Here is a 16933-nt window from a genome sequence, read left to right as displayed (position 1 = left end):
AAAGCCTCTAGCGTGAGAGGCTTTTTTTATTACAGTGACGAAAATTCTTCAACTAATTTACTGAAACGATTTAGTGCACTTTCAATTGGTTGTGGCGTTGTTAAATCTACACCTGTTTTCTTTAAAAGGTTGAGTGGATAATCCGAGCTTCCGCCTTTTAAGAATTCGATATAATTTTGCTGAGCGATAGGATCACCGCTTAACAGTTGCTCTGCAATTTGGATTGCGGAAGCAAATCCGGTAGCGTATTTATAAACGTAGAATGGTCGGTAAAAATGAGGGATTCTAGCCCATCCATATTTTACTTCTTCATCGAATACGAGTGTATCACCGTTGTATTCTCTAAATAATTTCTCATAAACATCATTGAAGGATTGCACATTTAATGGTTTTCCTTGCTGCGCCATTTCATGCGTAATCTTTTCGAATTCAGCAAACATAATTTGTGTAAAGAACGTTCCTTTAAATTGTTCAATAAAGTGATTGATTAAATGTTTGCGTACGTCTACATCTTTTGCTTCTTTTAATAGATGGTGAATTAAAAGTACCTCATTCACCGTAGAAGCGACTTCTGCTACAAAGATTGTATAGTGAGCAGAAATTCTTGGCTGAAACTTATGCGAATAATAAGTATGCATGCCATGTCCGCATTCATGAGCTAGTGTAAAGAGACTATTTAAGTCATCATGATGATTTAAAAGAATAAATGGATGAATGCCATATACTCCAAAATTATAGGCCCCAGAACGTTTACCAGGTAATTCTCTCACATCTATATAGCGTTTGTTTTTAAATTCTTGAAGTACTTGAATATAGTCGTTACCCAATGGAGCTAAGGCTGTAAGCATAATTTCATAGGCTTCATCATATGGAATATCTTGTTTTACACCTTTTACTAAATCAACGCCTAAATCATACTGTCTTAATTCATCTAGCTGTAATTTTTCTTTTCGTAAATGATTATATGTATGTAGAGATGCAATGTTCTTTTTAGTTGTATGAATTAAATTATCATATACTTCTTTCGGAACCATATCACCAAATAAAGACTTTTCTAAAGCAGAGGGGTAATTTCTAATTTTGGAAATGGTAACATTATTTTTAACAGCTGCTGCTAAAGTAGAAGCGATGGAATTTTTTAGTTGCACATATGGTTGATAGTATGCTTTGTAAGCTTCTTTTCTCTTCTCTCTATTTTCATCTTTAATTAATTTTGAATACATCCCGCGTGTTAACTTTACTTTATTTCCATCATCGGTTGTAACTTCTCCAAATATTATATCTGCATTATTGAGCATTCCGTATGTTTGCTGAGGAGAGGAGAGGGCCTCGCCCATTTGCGATAAGATTTCTTCTTTATCTTTGTTTAACACATGTTTCTTATATCGATATAATTCAAATAAGTCTTCTTTATAATATTGTAAGTCTTCGTTTTCTTCTATATAAGAATGTAATGTTTTCTCATCGATACTTAGTAAAAATGGGGAAAAGAAGGAACGAGCCGCGCTTATCTTAACGTGTAATTGTGATGTCTGATCTACAAGAGATTGAGCTTCCGTATCGCGTGTATCAAGGTCTGCTTGCAACCTTGCATATGCATAAACGAGACTGAACAAACTGGATACTTCTTCACTTTTTGTAAGGTAAGCAAGCAGGTTTTGACCATCATGGATATTTCCACTGAATTTTTTTAAGTCCTCTGTTAAAGTTTCGATTTTTTGATAATCGAGTTCCCAGTTTTCAATCGTTTTATAAATATCCGTTAAATCCCACTTTTCCTGATTAGATATATCTGATCTATTTTTGATTTCTGTCATAATCATTTCCTTCCTAAATCTATATTTTGTATATTCTCTATATAACTATGAAATACAACAAATTGCAAAAAATCCCTGCTACACAAAAATAAAAATAGAGAGCATAGGTCATTATATGTATTTTTAAAGTTGAAATATTTGTAAGGAGATAGTGCATGTATGTATAGGAGAAAAATATATTTAATTAAGGGGGTGGAAGAGTATTGATTCTAATTCCATTCATTATGTTAGGTTTACCGCTTGCGATTATCGTATTTATTTTGTTAGCAATTATGAAATGGAAAAAAGAGGGGGAGGAAGATGTGTTTAGACAATTATATGTACATTTAGTACTATTTGCGACTTTGATGTTATCGATTGGAGGAGGAATCGGCATATTTATGGGACTATCAGATTATATCAGTCCACCTTCTTACTACGAATCTTATGATGCATTCAAAAAGATGAAATTAGTGGAAGTGAAAGATTCACAACAAACGGTAAGTGAAGAGCAAATTCGTGCAGAATATGATCGGAATGTAGAAGATAGAAAAGAAACAGTTAAACAAGAAGCGAAAAATACAATGATTAAAAGCTTAGGTTTTATCGTTATTCCGCTGCCTATTTTTCTGTATTTTAACAATGGTAGAATTCGAGATAAAAAATCTGTGTGAATAGAAGGAAATGAAAAATCTTGCCACCATGGGCAAGATTTTTTATCGTGTCGATTATAATTGTATACCGAATATCCAATCTTCAGAATAATCTCGGTTTGAAAATTCATTGTTTTTTAAATTTCTAAAACATAGTTTCCTTTTGTGGTTGTTTCTATTTTTACGATTGTGAAAATAAGAATTCAGGAAATTTATCTGAGTTAGGTGAACTTCTTAAATGTTTTTGTATAGCGCCAACTGCTTTAAGAAAATAATAATTTGCCCCTTCACCTTTAGCTGGTTCTAATTCTATAGATCTTTTTTCTAGTTTATTAAATTGAATTTTTCCTGCTTTTTTTCATCTTCACAAGGAAAAAAACGATAAACGACTTCCTCTTTATTTTCATATTCTTTAAATAAGTCTACACATACTCCCATTTTATCAATCTCCTTACTAGTTAAAATTATTAATTAAGGGATGCGATACAGATCCTTGTCCGGAGAGGCCAAGGTCTCCTTTGCATTGTTTTTTATGGCAGTCATAGTATCAGTTCCACTCATTGCTACTTTGGCAATTATTAAGCTCATGCTTAGGAATAATGATTTTAATGCGTTTTTATAATCTTTTATACAGTTGAAAACCTAAAATATGTGAAATTAAGTTAAACCTGCTTTCTATGTAAAATTGGATGTTTATATACCGAGTAATTTTTTTATTGGCATTAACTTCTTTTTATATGCAGTTCGATAAAAAAGTACTGTAGATTCCTCGATTGTTGGTAAACGTGTTGTTTGTAAAGTGGACAATCTACGTTCTGTGATTATCCGGCGTGGTAGGATAAAGATATTGCCGGAACTGTAGATGCAGGATTAGGATTTACAATCGATGCGAAGGTTATGTTGGATGGTTCATCGCAATACAAAGTACACAACAGTAAAGGCAAAACATACTATGTAATAGCCAAATAAAGCCTATGTATATGTAAAGGTAATAGGAAAGCCGGTCGGTCCCTATTAAAGAAGCCGACTTATACATTTGTTTATTTTATTATGCTTCATAAGCCATGCTATCAGGAAAGTCTTCTTTCCTTTTAATACATCGTACAATCCTAGTACATGCACAATTAAAATAATGTTCTCTCATATTTTCTGAATCCACTGGAGCTTGCTCTAAGTCATAAAACATTCGTTCCTTTTTATTATAATACATTTTTCCTACTTTATCGGGTGATTCAGAAGGATAGTATTGATAAACAACAATCTCTTCATCTTCAAATTCTTTAGTCATTAATAAACATATTGCCATATATAAAGGCCTCCTTATTTATTCTTCATCTATTTTTTGGAAATCTCATGGTCAATCAGATTCATTAGTAAATCAGCTAAAGGAGAAGAATAATTCCAAGAGTCTACAATGACTCTTGGGGATGGTAGCTTATGTTTATAAAGTTTATACAATAAACTCAAGGTATTCTGGAAAAACAATAGTATTCATATTTTCCATACCACCATTTTCTTTTACGTGAACATATACTTTGTGAATACATTTATATAACAAGGAAATATGTTTCTTAGGCATATCATCTAGTAAAATAAATGCTTCATCAGGATTAGTTTTGTTCTTTAAAACTTTAAAATGCCATCTACTATAAAGATCTGGATTCAACATACAAGATTTAGTATCTGGGCCGAAACTGTAAATTACATTTTCTTTATCCTCATTCTCTTTCATTATTGCAATCAGTGGATATCTTCCCATTATTCTCAACGCTCCTTAATCAAAAACTTTATGAAGAAGAATTTTTAAATGCTCATCCAAAGGTAGTGTGGGTTCAATTTCAGGTGACTCTCATATCCGTCTTGAATCAACAGTCTTACGATGTGCTGTTACATAATCAGTATTAAAAATTCTTTCAAATCAAGATTCGAAAAATTCATGATGAAATAAATCTATATTATTTGGTAGGATAAAGCTGTTGCTGGAACTGTAGATACAAGATTAGGATTTACGATTGATGAAAAAGTAAGGTTCTTCACAATATAAAGTACACAATAGTAAAGGTACAACCAATTATGTAACAGCAAAAAAAGCCTATGTATATGTAGTAAAGTGATAAAAGAGTCGCTTCTTTTAATATACCCTCCTCATAGCATAGTAGACTAAAAAAGATTTATATTCTGTCTATTATAAAAGGAAGCTTTTGTTAGATTCATTAGTCAGTTGTTGTTTTAATTAGATTCCTGTTTTAATGTTCTAAATGCAAATGCACCTGAAATGATTTGTAAAACTACTGGAAGAAATAATATAAATAATCCTAAAAACAATGAAATTATACTTAATACAATCATACAAATACCATAAATTCTATTATTTATTTTATTAACACAACAAGCTAACACTAGTAGGCCTATTTGAATAATTAAGGCAATGCTAGAAGTAATGATAATATATTCTTCAATACCTCCGGAACTAGTATGTGAACTAGTGTAGGAAATGCTACCAATTACAATAAATAAAGAAAGTAAGAGTCCTAAGATTCCTCCGATTAAGCCGATTACAAATTCTACAGTGCGTTTCAAATTACAATACCACCCTTCAAAAATATCATTCAAATTAATCCTTATATATATTTAACATTATTTTATAATAGCTAAATGTTTTAATGAGATTCTTGTTTTAAAGGTCGAAATGCAAATCCACCAGAAATAATTTGTAAAATTACTGGAATAAATAAAAGGAATAATGACATAACCAATGTTACTAATGGGAGTAATATCATACAAAGTCCATATGCTATATTGTTAACCTTATTTACTGAACATGCTAAAACTAACAACCCTATTTGAATAATTAATACGATAGAATAATAAGTTAAAAGTTTAACATCAATACCTTCCATAGCAGTAATAGCTACCAACAATATAATAATAGAAATTATAATCCCTAAAATACCACCGATTAAACCTAGTACAAACTCAGGTGTTCTTTTCAATTCCAATATCCCCCTAACTATTAATATATTATGTATGTAAATTCCATTTATCTATAATATCAAATATATATTGGAAAAACTATACATCCATGTATTTAGTTTAATATTAGGTTTAGTTTTGGAATGAATTTTGATTAAAATACTTCTTTAACCCCAAATTTATGACAGGAAAACCCATTTTGAAATACTATATAACGTTAAAGACAAGTGATAGTACATGAGACTTTTAAAATCAATAAATTGTCTATAATGTATATTACTAATTATTATAGTGGTGTATTTTTTTCTTTATAAGATCACTAGATGACCTTATTTACTACCACAACAATAAATGAAATTTCCTAATTTGAAACTTAATCATTACAATCACAATCAAAATCTGAACAATCGGCACAATCTAAAGCGCCACAATCCGAATTTTTCTTTTTTTGGTTTCTCTTAAGATAAAAATATAGCAACCCAGTAAATAGTGCGCAAATAACAAAAGCTATTATTGCTTCTGTATATTTTTCCTGAATTATAAAACCAATTCCACTGCCACCGGAAATGAAAATTAGAATTGAGTAGATCCAGAACATGCAAATACCTCCGTCGATGTATAATGGGTTTAGGATAAAATCCATATGATACTAGATGAAGTAAGTAGTCCCATACCATTACCGCTTAAGATGCCGGTAGTTACTCTTAGCAAATTTGTGCTGCTTCTCCATTTCCACTTTTGGGTGAATCCATCGATGAATAATGGGATTTGAGCAGAGAAGGATAGTACTAATGATAGAGTATACGAAGGTGTTACTAAAAAATAAATTGGGAACATAAAGAAACCAATAAACATACCTGTGCATCGTGCACATAAAGGTATGTATTTTTGTAGTTTAAGAAAACTCCTTTCTGATTGTCTGTGACAAGGGATATGTAAAATGAAACCTCGAATCAATACGGATCAACCTCTCTAGTAATATTTTAATTGATTTGGTAACAAAATTATAGAGTTCTTAAGATGTTGTGTGTATGCTATTGGCTGAATACATTTTCAATGATTATACAATAGATATAAATGGCTGTCATAAAGGGATGTTGGTGCTTTGTGTTATAGGGTCAAAGTGCCAAAATACATATTAATAAGAGGGAGTAGAGCAATTATAATAAACAAACTAGTTTCTAATGTAATAGGTAATGTGATTTATTCTTACAGTATAAAAGAACGACCAGATTCTTATGAGTTCTCTGACGATGAGATGATGGAAGAGGTAAAGAGGAGGAAGATTGTAATAGAAGAAATATAAAAAAGTGCTAACAAGTTTGAAAAAGGACTTGCTAACACATATACAAACTAGATATAAAGTATCGCTGATATGTCCTTTAATCTATTGCTCTTTTTAATAGATAATACTAGCAAACATTCATCACAACATAAAATGTAATATATATAATTATGTAATATAACAAATTGCAAAGACTCTCTGCTCCACGATAAAAAGTCTTGCCAGAAGCGACAAGACTTTTCAATTTGTAAACTATAATTTTATGCCAAATGTTGCGTGTAATAGGTCTGCATATTGCTCTTTTGTAATCTCTTCTTTACTCTGTTTTCCTTGTTTTGTTATTGTAAAACTATCTTTTGTTAGAGTAGCGTGCCCATCAGAAGTTAGTTTTACGGTAAGAGGTACTTTATTAAAAGGAGAGTCTGTATGTTCTACAATTGTTTTTTGTGCTTCATTTAATTTTCTTTCGTCAACTGCTTCCTTATAAAATGCATAACCTAATGTCCAGTCTTGAGAGGAAGCGGCATCTAGAAACTCATTATTTTTTCGCATTTCTAAAATGTAATTTCCTTTTTCAGTTGTTTCTTTTCGGATGCGATAGTCCCCGGTAACGGAATGAACAACCTCACCGGTGAAAGGAACAGGAGAAAGGGGAAGGTTTGAACCGAAACCGACTTCGATTAAATAAAGTTCATCATTATGTTTTAAAACAGTTGCCACATGTCCTGAATCAACAGCCCAAGTACCGGAAGCAGCATGATAAACCGTTCCTGATACTAAGTGGACATCAAAGCCGCAATCTTTAAGGAAGTAATACATCGTTGGATTCAATTCATAACAAAGACCACCGCGATTCTTAACTAAGATTTTTTCTTGGAGATGTTCTTTTGATATTTCTTTCACTGTACTTTGAATAATATCCAAATTCTCAAATGGAACCGCTTGTGCCATCGCATAAAGAATTTCATTTAAATCTTCAAATGAAACAGAATCCTTTGTTTCTATATTTAATCTAGAGAAAAATTGTTTTTGGAAATCTGTCATATGGATCGCCCCTTATTTATTTTACTTATCTATGTAATCATTGTACTGAAATAACGCAAGAAAACATCCGCAATACGTTGAATAGAAAATCCATATATATATTTACGACTAAAGTATTATAGTAATGGCACCTTTACTTCTTTTATAACATATAGTATGATGATTTCAATAAATTAGATTTCAATGAACATAATTATAAATTAATGAGAGGTGCTTTTTGTGAGTGCGGTAGGTTCTAAATAGGAAAAATTAAATGAAATAAATCTGATGGAAACAGGGGATTTTTATATAATTCATACCCCTAACTTTGTCATGGGTTTATTTCAAATACCTATGAAGATACCTACAATACTTTATAAAGCGTGTAATGATTATGGGGTAGCCATATGTTTTTTTGAGATGGTTTTATTTCCTTATCTATTGCACAGGCCTTGTAAATGTAAAAAGCTGCGGTGTCTCCGCAGCTTTTTTGTGTTTATTTTTATCACGTGAAAATTATATTTATTTAGAGCTCATTGAAATCTAATGGGTAGGTATCTTCATTTTTGATGTGAGTAAATCATAGTGAGGAGAATAGAAATTGAATAAAATGACTTTTGAAAAGTTGCAATATAACGAGTTGAAGGAAATAGTTAAATCGTATTGTGTGAGTGGATTAGGAAAACAATTGTTAGACAAATTGGAGCCTAGCGCAAGTATCAAAGTAGTGAAAAATCGTTTGAATGAAACAACGGAAGCGCGAGCGATATTAGATGCAGAAGGGCATATACCTTTTTTCGGAATTTCTAATATCGATAGTACAATTCAAAAATTAGAAAAGGGAATGATTCTAGATCCGGCCGAGCTAGTTAGTGTATCAGATTTTTTACGAGGGTGCCGAAAGGTTAAGAGGTTTATGCTCGATAAAGAGTTTTTTGCACCAGTATTAGCGTCTTATGCAAATTCAATGTCTGAGTTCAAAAGTGTGGAAGAAGAGATTAACTTTTCAATCAAAGGGAATAGTGTTGATTCCGCTGCAAGTAAAGAATTAAAAAGAATTCGAAATAATATCGATTCCGTAGAGGGGAAAATTAAAGAACGCTTGAACAAATTTTTAAATAGCAGTGCAAATAAAAAGTATATTCAAGAGTTCTTTATTAGTAAAAAAGACGATCGATATACGATTCCAGTGAAAGCGTCCTATAAAAATCAAGTTGCGGGAACAATTGTTGAAGTTTCTTCTAAAGGCTCTACCGTTTTTATAGAGCCAAATACAGTGACAAAATTAAATGTGGAACTAGCAAGTTTAAAAGCTGAAGAAGCGATGGAAGAATATCAAATATTAGCCACTTTATCAGGAATAATCTTAGAGAACATTTATAATATTAAGATTAATATGGAGCTGATTAGTCAATATGATATGGTGTTTGCAAAAGCGAAATTTAGTAAACATATTGGCGGGATAGAGCCGAAATTAAATGATTATGGATATGTAAAGTTAGTTCATTGCAAACATCCGCTTTTATCAGGAAAAGTTGTACCACTTCATTTTGAAATCGGGCAAAATTATCGAAACTTAATTATTACAGGACCGAATGCTGGTGGGAAAACGATTGTTTTAAAAACAATTGGGCTATTAACATTAGCGACAATGTCAGGTTTTCATATTGCAGCAGGTAAGGAAACGGAGATTGCGGTTTTTGAAAATATTTTTGTAGATATCGGTGACAATCAAAGTATTGAAAATGCACTTAGTACATTTTCATCTCATATGAAAAATCTTTCAGAAATCATGAGAGTATCAAATAATAATACGCTTCTGTTATTTGATGAAATAGGAAGCGGTACGGAACCGAATGAAGGAGCAGCGCTTGCGATTTCGATTTTAGAAGAGTTTTATCATATGGGTTGTATAACGGTTGCGACTACGCATTATGGTGAGATTAAACGATTTTCCGAAATGCACAGTGACTTTATGAATGCGGCGATGCAATTTAATAGTGAAACATTAGAACCGATGTATAAGTTAATGATAGGGAAATCGGGAGAAAGTAATGCTCTCTGGATTTCTAGAAAAATGAATGTAAAAGATCGTGTGTTGCAAAGAGCAAAAGGCTATATGGAAAGTAAAGAATATCGTTTAGAGAGACTGAATGAAAGTAGAATAAGAAAGCCTAAGGTTGTGAAAGAGAAAATAGAAGAGAAACATGAATATGAAAAAGGAGACCGTGTGAAATTATTAGACTATGATGACTTCGGTATTATATATAAAGAAAAAGACAATTTCTCGAATGTCGTTGTGTTTTATAATGGTGAATTCATTGAAGTAAACGTGAAGCGAATTTCTTTAGAAGTACAGGCAAAGGAATTATATCCAGAAGGGTATGATGTAGACACATTGTTTGTGGATTATAAAGAGCGGAAAATGCAGCATGATATAGAGCGTGGATCGAAAAAAGCGCTTCGTAAAATTCAAAAGGAAATAAGAAAGAATAGAGGGTAAGAGTTTATGAATATAAAGATTAGACAAGAATGTGAGAAAGATTATAATAGAACAGAAGAGGTTGTAAAACAAGCATTTTTAGGTGAAAAATTTAGTGACCAAACCGAACATAAATTAGTACATCGAATTCGAAAATCTAATGCGTTTATTCCTGAGTTATCATTAGTAGCGGTAGATAAAGAAGTTGTTGGTCATATTCTATTATCTAAAATTAAAATAGTAGATGGTAGTGCAGCTGTAGACTCGCTGGCACTTGCTCCAGTATCTGTTGCACCAGGGTACCAGAAAAAGGGAATTGGAAGTCTGTTGATTTCTAGTGTATTAAGAAAAGCAAAAGAGCTCGGATATCATTCTGTAATTGTACTAGGGCATAAAGATTATTATCCGAAATTTGGTTTTAAACCGGCTAGTCTATGGAATATACGTGCGCCATTTGATGTGCCAGATGAAGTATTTATGGCTATGGAGTTAACGGAAAGTGCTCTTCAAAATGTGCAAGGCGTTGTGCAATATTCGGAAGCTTTTTCTGAGTAGCACAAAAAAGGTAGCTAGAAGAAATCTTCTAGCCACCTTTTTGATTTGTAAGTTGAAATGATTAAGGTATTAATAAAATCTTCCCTGTACTTTTTCTGCTTTCTAATAATCGATGTGCTGCAGCACCATTTTCTAAAGAGAAAGTAGTTGGATTTTGGATACGTAATTTTCCAGTAGTCATCCAATCAAATAGTTGATGTGAACGTGTTTTACGTTCTTCATACGTTGTGAGTACGTTCCAAAGATCCCCGCCAGTCAATGTTTTTGAAGTATCCATCAACATTCGTGGATCAACAAGGGCAGGATCGCCACCAGCCATTCCGTAAAATACGACTGTACCACCAATTTTTGTAGCTTGAAAGCTTTCTTCTAATGTAGAACCTACTGATTCGTATACAACATCTACGCCATGACCTTTTGTGATTTGTAGTATTTCTTCACACCACGATTCTGAATATAAAAATACATGGTCTGCTCCAGCTGAATAGGCTGCGTCTGCTTTTTCCTTAGATGAAGTAAGACCAATGACTTGTGCACCTTGCATTTTGATGATTTGTATGAGAAGTTGACCAACGCCTCCAGCTGCTGCGTGGACTAATACAATATCACCAGCTTTTACTTTATAGCTGTCTTGTGTTAAGTAGTGTGCTGTTAACCCTTGTAATAAAACGGAAGAGGCTGTCTCAAAGGAAATCGAGTCTGGGAGTGGAATCGCTTTTTCTTTTGGAACAGCTACTAACTCCGCATTTGCGAATGGTACATCAGCAAATGCAATGCGGCCTCCAATCGTAACATCGGTAACTTCAGCACCGATTTGCTCTACAATTCCTGAACCTTCATACCCTAATATATAGGGAGGGTTACCAACAAGATGATAGTTACCTCTACGTCTATATATATCAGCAAAGTTTAAGCCAATTGCTTTTGTGCGAACAAGAATCTCATCAGGTTTTATAACTGGGTCTGATACCTCTTGATATTGTAATACATCAGCATTTCCGAATTCTTTGAAACAAAGTGCTTTCATTTGAAATACCTCCAATCTGTAACATGCGTCAATATTGTTTGTTATTGGTTTCTATCATACAATACATATATCGATCGGCAAAGAAGATTATTTGGATAGAATCAATCGGAAATATCGATTAGAAGGAGGAGAGGATTTTGGAGATAAAACAATTAATTACATTCAAAACAGTGGCTGAAAACTTGAACTTTACACAATCTGCAAAAATATTGAACTTTGCTCAATCAAGTGTAACGGCACAAATAAAAGCATTGGAATCTGAGCTAGGAACAGTATTGTTTGAACGATTAGGAAAACGCATTTTTCTGACGGACGCAGGGCGGAAGTTTCAAGTATATGCGGACAAGATGATTGCGTTAAGTTACGAAGCGAAAATGGTTGTGCAAGATGAGAAAACGACATCTGGTACACTAGTGATCGGCGCACAAGAAAGTCAATGTACATATCGACTTCCTTCAATATTAAAGGAATTTAAGACAAAATTTCCGCAAATCAAACTAATATTCAAACCTGCTCACTCAAATGAAGCTGTAAAAGAGCAACTGATGGAGGGGAAACTTGATTTAGCATTTATTTTAGATGAATGTAAAATAGAAGATGCTTTGCATGTAGAGTCGTTAGTTCGAGAAGAATTGAAAATAGTAGCATTTCCTAATCATCCTTTACTTGAAAAATCTATAATCTGTACAAAGGATTTAGAAAGTGAAACACTTCTATTAACAGAACTTGGTTGTTCTTATCGTACTATATTTGAGGAACTATTTCGTGCAGAAGATGTGTATCCTGCAAATAAAATTGAGTTTGTCAGCGTGGAAGCAATTAAGCAATGTGTTATTGCGGGTTTAGGTATAGCGATTTTACCGGCGATGGTAGTGGAGAAAGATATACAACAAGGTGTAATGAAGGAGTTAGTTTTAGAGAATACAATCGCTCCTATTTTTACACAAATTGCTTGGCATAAAGATAAGTGGATGACATTGCCGCTACAACAATTTATAGATGTAACGAGAATGGTCATTCAGAATAATGATTAAGTGGAGAAGTAAGGTAGGTGGGGGTTGAATTGAATGAATAATCTAAAATATGTATAATGAATGTAATTATATAAAAAGGAGATGTGCCAATGTTATCGCTTATTGTAAATATGTCGTCGTTACTGGAGATTATGGAACGAAGGGATAGATAGGCTTAATGAACTACAGAACTATCCCTGTAATTGAAAAGGGGGATTTTTTGAAATGAACAATCTTTTTTTAGGTGAAAATATTAAATTATCAGCAATTAGAGCTGAAGATGTTGAACAAATGGCTATTTGGCAAGAGGATAGTGAGTATTTGAGAAATGTAGATACGGATGCTGCAGTGCCGCAATCGTTACATGAAATAAAAGAGTATGAGCTATTAAAAGGAAAGAAATCAAACGGTGTCTCGTTCATGTTAAGAACGATTCAAGATGATACTCTAATTGGCTTTGTCGCCCTTCATAGTATAGAGTGGAATAATAGAGCTGGCTTGCTAGCAGTTGGTATAGGTGATAAAAATTATAGAAGTAAGGGATATGGTACGGAAGGATTACGCCTTATTCTGAAATATGCTTTCTATGAATTAAATTTACATCGTGTAGGTCTCGATGTGATTTCCTACAACACACCTGCAATTGAAACATATAAAAAGGTTGGTTTTAAAGTGGAAGGGTGTATGAGAGAAGCCGTTCAGCGAGATGGGAAGAGCTTTGATCGCATTATAATGGGGATATTGCGAAATGAATGGATAACAATGAAAAAATAATTGGAATATGGATAATAAAGTGAACTGACCATTCATGCGAAATATAAAGAAAAACAAAAAAGAAATCTAGTGGCTTTATAGCTGGTTAGGTTTCTTTTTTTTGAATTGCTTCGGTTATCAAGAGAAGATTGTTTGTAAAATTAACATAGAGGTGATGTAGAAAAACGGATTCTTAGATTTCGGTTTAATGAATGATATAAAAGGATAGTTGTAATTAACTTGGGCAAAATACACCTAAATATAATTTAGGACGATGAATAATGAATAAGAGATTTTTACTTTTATTACTTATGTTCAGTGTCATAATTTACGGAACAAATCATGTAACTGTAATTGCAAATTCAAAAGGAGTAAAGCCTTCTAAAAGCGTTTGTATAGAGGAGTTTGAAGAGAAAAGGAAAGAATTTGATAACAAAGTATTAAAAGATATTGTTAAAAGCTATAACCTAGATTTATCGGGGTACGAAGAATTCACGCACGATGACTTGAATTTAAAAGTAGGGGACAACCTTAATGACCATTCTGACAAAATTTCCTTACAGCATTTATTTATAGGTAGTAGTATTGGTTCAATGAGATTGTTCTTAGAGAATGGCTTAGGAGGTACAAAGGGTTATTTTCTTTATAAAAGAACCGACGGAAACAATGTCATAAAGGAATTGTATAAAAAAGGTAAAGTTTGGGTGGTTATGTCGGTACGAGAAAAAAAGCAAAAAGATCTCGACTACAGCCTTTTAATTGTGTCAGTGAAGTATGAGCTATATTTCTGCTTAACCAAACACATGGAGCTACTAGGTCTTGTGCACGATATTTACATTTCCGTTTAACAACTCCTACTTCTCTAGCTAACTGCTCCAAAGCATGCAGTGGCATATTCCGTTGTAATTCTTTAGAAAATAATTGTAACTCGTCAAAAATCGCTAGATTCATACAAAAACGCTATCCTTTCCTATGATTCTACAGAAAAATAGCGTATTTTTTCATTTTAAGGAAATTTTGTTTTGTTAGCTTACTAGCGATGTGGCGCACTCCGGAAAAGTTCTTTTTTTCTGAAAAATACATAAAAATACAATATTAATGATAAATATCCAAAATGATGATTTTGTATTTCCTTGATTTATTCCGTTCCATCTACATTAATCATTTATTACAATAGCTTCTACGTCTAAAATAAGATGTTTCAATAAAAGAAAATGTAAGTATCTTTCTAATGATTTTCCCATATAATCTTTGTGTTAATCAAAGGAATTTTGCGTTATTTTTTCTTTTCTTTTCTACTAATTAATGGAGCTTCAAACAATGGGCACAATTGCTACATGCCAAGTGTAATTTATTATCCATTCAAAATTCTGTTTATTCAATCTTTCTAAAAATAAAAAAATATTAAACTTATAAATATAAAAGTTATAATGAGGACGTCGAGAGATAATCTATCAATTAAGGAGAAAATATCAAACTTTCTAAAATTGGACATACTGATGCGATTATTCTAAGAAAGGTGTGTGATCAGAAGGAATATTTATTCAAAATGCTTTAGTAGCAGCGGACATCGCATTAGCTAGCGTAAACAATATCATCAATACTGACGAAGTTATTGAAGCGATGTATAGAGTTGGAAGACAGATGCCTCGCGAATTTTTCGATTTTGATTAACTTAGAAGAAGGGCACACGATGTGACGCACCTTGTAAGCAATCCATTTTTCAGGAATGGTCTATATTCCTAAGCCTTAAAAAGAGACGTAAAAATAGGATACAAGGAGGAATTATTATATGAATGGGAATACTGCAAAAAAAATAGAATTTCAGGCTGAAAATACTGCAGTAAAAAATGAGAAATATCCAGATCCTAAAAAGTGGCATAAACAGGATACCACCTGGGTATTGAGCCTTTTTGGAACAGCAATTGGAGCAGGAGTACTCTTTTTACCTATTAATGCAGGTTCAGGTGGTTTATTATCATTACTGTTAATTACCATACTTGCATATCCTGTTATGTATTACTCACATAGAGCGCTTGCTAAAATGATATACGCTTCAAATTCTGCTGATGAGGGGATTACAGGTACAATAAGAGAGTATTTCGGAAATAAGGCAAGTATCATTTTTAACATAGTATATTTCGGCTCAATTTATACTATCGTGCTGATGTATTCGGTTGCACTTACAAATACTGCAAGTAGTTTTATCGTGAATCAATTGCACATGAAGGAGCCTCCAAGGGCCATTTTATCGCTTGTATTAGTACTCGGTCTTATAGCTATACTAAATTTTGGTCAAGATATCACTGTAAAGATAATGAGCATGCTAGTATATCCTTTCATAGCTTCTCTACTTTTTATCGCAATATCTTTGATTCCACAGTGGAATACGTCAATGCTTAGTTTTTCAAGTGTTTCTACTGCTTCAACAGGAACAGGATATTTTGGAACGATGTGGATGATACTACCAATCATAGTATTCTCGTTTAATCATTCTCCTCTTATTTCGTCATTTGTTATGAAACAGAGAGCTACCTATGGAATAGAAGCTACTGATGCCAAATGTGCTCAAATACAAAAAGTTTGTTATATCATGACATTCGCTGTTGTTATGTTCTTTGTTTGGAGCAGTGCATTGAGTTTGACTCCAAATGATCTTATAATGGCAAAAGAACAGAACTTGTCAATCCTATCATATCTTGCTAATGAGCTTAATTCGCCTCTAATCACTATTGCAGCTCCTATCATTGCTTTTATGGCCATAACAAAGTCGTTCCTTGGCCATTATATAGGAGCATATGAGGTAATGCGTGACATGATTATCAAGTTCAGTAAAACACGCGGAAAAGATATAGAAGAAAAAACAGTTAAGACAATGATCCTTGCTTTTGTCGTATTAACATGCTGGTATGTTGCTTATGCAAATCCAAGTATTCTTGGAATCATTGATGCCCTTAGCGGTCCGTTAGTTGCTGCTATCCTATGTCTATTACCAATGTATGCGATCCGTAAAGTACCAGTACTAGCTAAATACAGAGGGAAAATGAGCAATGTATTTGTCATTATTATAGGTGTACTTACTGTCCTAGCAAGTATTAAGTCATTATTCTAATTCACTATTATTGGTTCTGGTGCACAAATAGTGGGATATGAAAAAAGAACGAAAGATTCCTAGAAGAATTGAATTTTATCTTGTTAAACCAAAGAGATTATGGATAAGATATATCTGTTATTGGACAGGCTTCTTGGTCTTACCCCCGTCAAGTAGACAGCTGTAAAAAAAGACTATGCGGCCATCGAGATTCGATATTCAATCGGAGCTCGATGGTTAAGCCTTTTTTGGAATCGTTTGTAGTTGTAATGATAGATGTAT

Annotated in this window: 15 protein-coding genes and 4 pseudogenes; 9 read left to right on the top strand and 10 right to left on the bottom strand. The window is 32.9% G+C overall.

From position 1 onward, the window contains the following. Positions 1–29: 29 nt before the first annotated feature. Complete coding sequence (gene pepF / locus AAIE21_RS00095) at positions 30–1817, bottom strand: oligoendopeptidase F (protein ID WP_343264911.1); 1788 nt, start codon at positions 1815–1817, stop codon at positions 30–32. Positions 1818–2020: 203 nt separating this feature from the next. On the opposite strand from pepF, the gene AAIE21_RS00090 reads away from it, so the two are divergent. Together AAIE21_RS00090 and AAIE21_RS00085 are read left to right on the top strand one after the other, a co-directional pair. Continuing rightward, positions 2021–2470: a hypothetical protein gene (locus tag AAIE21_RS00090; RefSeq protein WP_343264910.1), complete on the top strand. Its 450-nt coding sequence runs from the start codon at positions 2021–2023 to the stop codon at positions 2468–2470. A 730-nt stretch (positions 2471–3200) separates the two neighbouring features. Then, positions 3201–3467: pseudogene (locus AAIE21_RS00085) on the top strand (hypothetical protein); the annotation flags it as partial. Positions 3468–3497: 30 nt separating this feature from the next. Here AAIE21_RS00085 and AAIE21_RS00080 read toward each other — a convergent pair. After that, positions 3498–3755, bottom strand: a complete 258-nt coding sequence (locus AAIE21_RS00080; protein WP_343264909.1) for a hypothetical protein — start codon at positions 3753–3755, stop codon at positions 3498–3500. 144 nt (positions 3756–3899) lie between these two features. After that, a complete protein-coding gene (locus AAIE21_RS00075) occupies positions 3900–4208 on the bottom strand; it encodes a hypothetical protein (RefSeq protein ID WP_343264908.1) in 309 nt (102 codons plus the stop codon). Between the two features lie 207 nt (positions 4209–4415). Between AAIE21_RS00075 and AAIE21_RS00070 the strand changes: the two are divergent. Further along, positions 4416–4563 (top strand): annotated as a pseudogene (locus tag AAIE21_RS00070) (N-acetylmuramoyl-L-alanine amidase); the annotation flags it as partial. 115 nt (positions 4564–4678) lie between these two features. Here AAIE21_RS00070 and AAIE21_RS00065 read toward each other — a convergent pair. The 5 genes from AAIE21_RS00065 to AAIE21_RS00045 form a co-directional block, all read right to left on the bottom strand. After that, positions 4679–5029, bottom strand: coding sequence for a DUF4064 domain-containing protein (locus AAIE21_RS00065; protein WP_343264907.1), 351 nt, complete (start codon positions 5027–5029; stop codon positions 4679–4681). Between the two features lie 80 nt (positions 5030–5109). Beyond that, positions 5110–5442 (bottom strand): DUF4064 domain-containing protein, encoded by a 333-nt coding sequence (locus AAIE21_RS00060; protein WP_343264906.1) that lies wholly within the window; start codon positions 5440–5442, stop codon positions 5110–5112. A 353-nt stretch (positions 5443–5795) separates the two neighbouring features. Beyond that, entirely contained in the window at positions 5796–6020 is a 225-nt protein-coding gene (locus tag AAIE21_RS00055; protein WP_343264905.1) for a hypothetical protein, read from the bottom strand. Positions 6021–6049: 29 nt separating this feature from the next. Further along, on the bottom strand, positions 6050–6379 hold the full coding sequence (locus AAIE21_RS00050) for a DUF2085 domain-containing protein (RefSeq protein WP_343264904.1): 330 nt from the start codon (positions 6377–6379) through the stop codon (positions 6050–6052). A 580-nt stretch (positions 6380–6959) separates the two neighbouring features. Further along, positions 6960–7751: an arylamine N-acetyltransferase family protein gene (locus tag AAIE21_RS00045; protein ID WP_343264903.1), complete on the bottom strand. Its 792-nt coding sequence runs from the start codon at positions 7749–7751 to the stop codon at positions 6960–6962. Positions 7752–8331: 580 nt separating this feature from the next. Between AAIE21_RS00045 and AAIE21_RS00040 the strand changes: the two genes are divergently transcribed. Beyond that, positions 8332–10233, top strand: coding sequence for an endonuclease MutS2 (locus tag AAIE21_RS00040; protein ID WP_343264902.1), 1902 nt, complete (start codon positions 8332–8334; stop codon positions 10231–10233). Positions 10234–10239: 6 nt separating this feature from the next. Continuing rightward, a complete protein-coding gene (locus tag AAIE21_RS00035; protein WP_343264901.1) occupies positions 10240–10767 on the top strand; it encodes a GNAT family N-acetyltransferase in 528 nt (175 codons plus the stop codon). A gap of 61 nt (positions 10768–10828) precedes the next feature. Here AAIE21_RS00035 and AAIE21_RS00030 read toward each other — a convergent pair whose 3' ends face one another. Continuing rightward, positions 10829–11794 (bottom strand): quinone oxidoreductase family protein, encoded by a 966-nt coding sequence (locus AAIE21_RS00030; protein ID WP_343264900.1) that lies wholly within the window; start codon positions 11792–11794, stop codon positions 10829–10831. Positions 11795–11931: 137 nt separating this feature from the next. Here AAIE21_RS00030 and AAIE21_RS00025 point away from each other — a divergent pair, with 137 nt between their 5' ends. Then, entirely contained in the window at positions 11932–12828 is an 897-nt protein-coding gene (locus AAIE21_RS00025; RefSeq protein WP_343264899.1) for a LysR family transcriptional regulator, read from the top strand. 204 nt (positions 12829–13032) lie between these two features. Beyond that, complete coding sequence (locus AAIE21_RS00020) at positions 13033–13581, top strand: GNAT family N-acetyltransferase (protein ID WP_343264898.1); 549 nt, start codon at positions 13033–13035, stop codon at positions 13579–13581. A 720-nt stretch (positions 13582–14301) separates the two neighbouring features. On the opposite strand, the pseudogene AAIE21_RS00015 reads toward AAIE21_RS00020, so the two are convergent. Then, positions 14302–14511, bottom strand: a pseudogene (locus tag AAIE21_RS00015) (IS4 family transposase); the annotation flags it as partial. Between the two features lie 597 nt (positions 14512–15108). On the opposite strand from AAIE21_RS00015, the pseudogene AAIE21_RS00010 reads away from it, so the two are divergent. Together AAIE21_RS00010 and AAIE21_RS00005 are read left to right on the top strand one after the other, a co-directional pair. Continuing rightward, positions 15109–15216, top strand: a pseudogene (locus AAIE21_RS00010) (L-serine ammonia-lyase, iron-sulfur-dependent, subunit alpha); the annotation flags it as partial. 136 nt (positions 15217–15352) lie between these two features. Continuing rightward, the gene (locus tag AAIE21_RS00005; RefSeq protein WP_343264897.1) at positions 15353–16672 is read left to right on the top strand and encodes an aromatic amino acid transport family protein; all 1320 of its coding nucleotides are present in this window, start codon (positions 15353–15355) and stop codon (positions 16670–16672) included. Positions 16673–16933 lie beyond the last annotated feature (261 nt).

The organism is Paenibacillus sp. 102 (assembly GCF_039549175.1).
In the GTDB taxonomy this organism is placed as follows: domain Bacteria; phylum Bacillota; class Bacilli; order Bacillales; family Bacillaceae_G; genus Bacillus_A.
The sequence above is the reverse complement of the archived record's forward strand: the minus strand, read 5'-3'. Positions and strand labels throughout refer to the sequence as shown.

Excerpts from the sequence above, each read along its gene's own strand:
- pepF (WP_343264911.1), bottom strand. The coding sequence starts at position 1,817 with ATGACAGAAATCAAAAATAGATCAGATATATCTAATCAGGAAAAGTGG.
- AAIE21_RS00080 (WP_343264909.1), bottom strand. The coding sequence starts at position 3,755 with ATGGCAATATGTTTATTAATGACTAAAGAATTTGAAGATGAAGAGATT.
- AAIE21_RS00075 (WP_343264908.1), bottom strand. The coding sequence starts at position 4,208 with ATGGGAAGATATCCACTGATTGCAATAATGAAAGAGAATGAGGATAAA.
- AAIE21_RS00055 (WP_343264905.1), bottom strand. The coding sequence starts at position 6,020 with ATGTTCTGGATCTACTCAATTCTAATTTTCATTTCCGGTGGCAGTGGA.
- AAIE21_RS00045 (WP_343264903.1), bottom strand. The coding sequence starts at position 7,751 with ATGACAGATTTCCAAAAACAATTTTTCTCTAGATTAAATATAGAAACA.
- AAIE21_RS00035 (WP_343264901.1), top strand. The coding sequence starts at position 10,240 with ATGAATATAAAGATTAGACAAGAATGTGAGAAAGATTATAATAGAACA.
- AAIE21_RS00030 (WP_343264900.1), bottom strand. The coding sequence starts at position 11,794 with ATGAAAGCACTTTGTTTCAAAGAATTCGGAAATGCTGATGTATTACAA.
- AAIE21_RS00020 (WP_343264898.1), top strand. The coding sequence starts at position 13,033 with ATGAACAATCTTTTTTTAGGTGAAAATATTAAATTATCAGCAATTAGA.
- AAIE21_RS00005 (WP_343264897.1), top strand. The coding sequence starts at position 15,353 with ATGAATGGGAATACTGCAAAAAAAATAGAATTTCAGGCTGAAAATACT.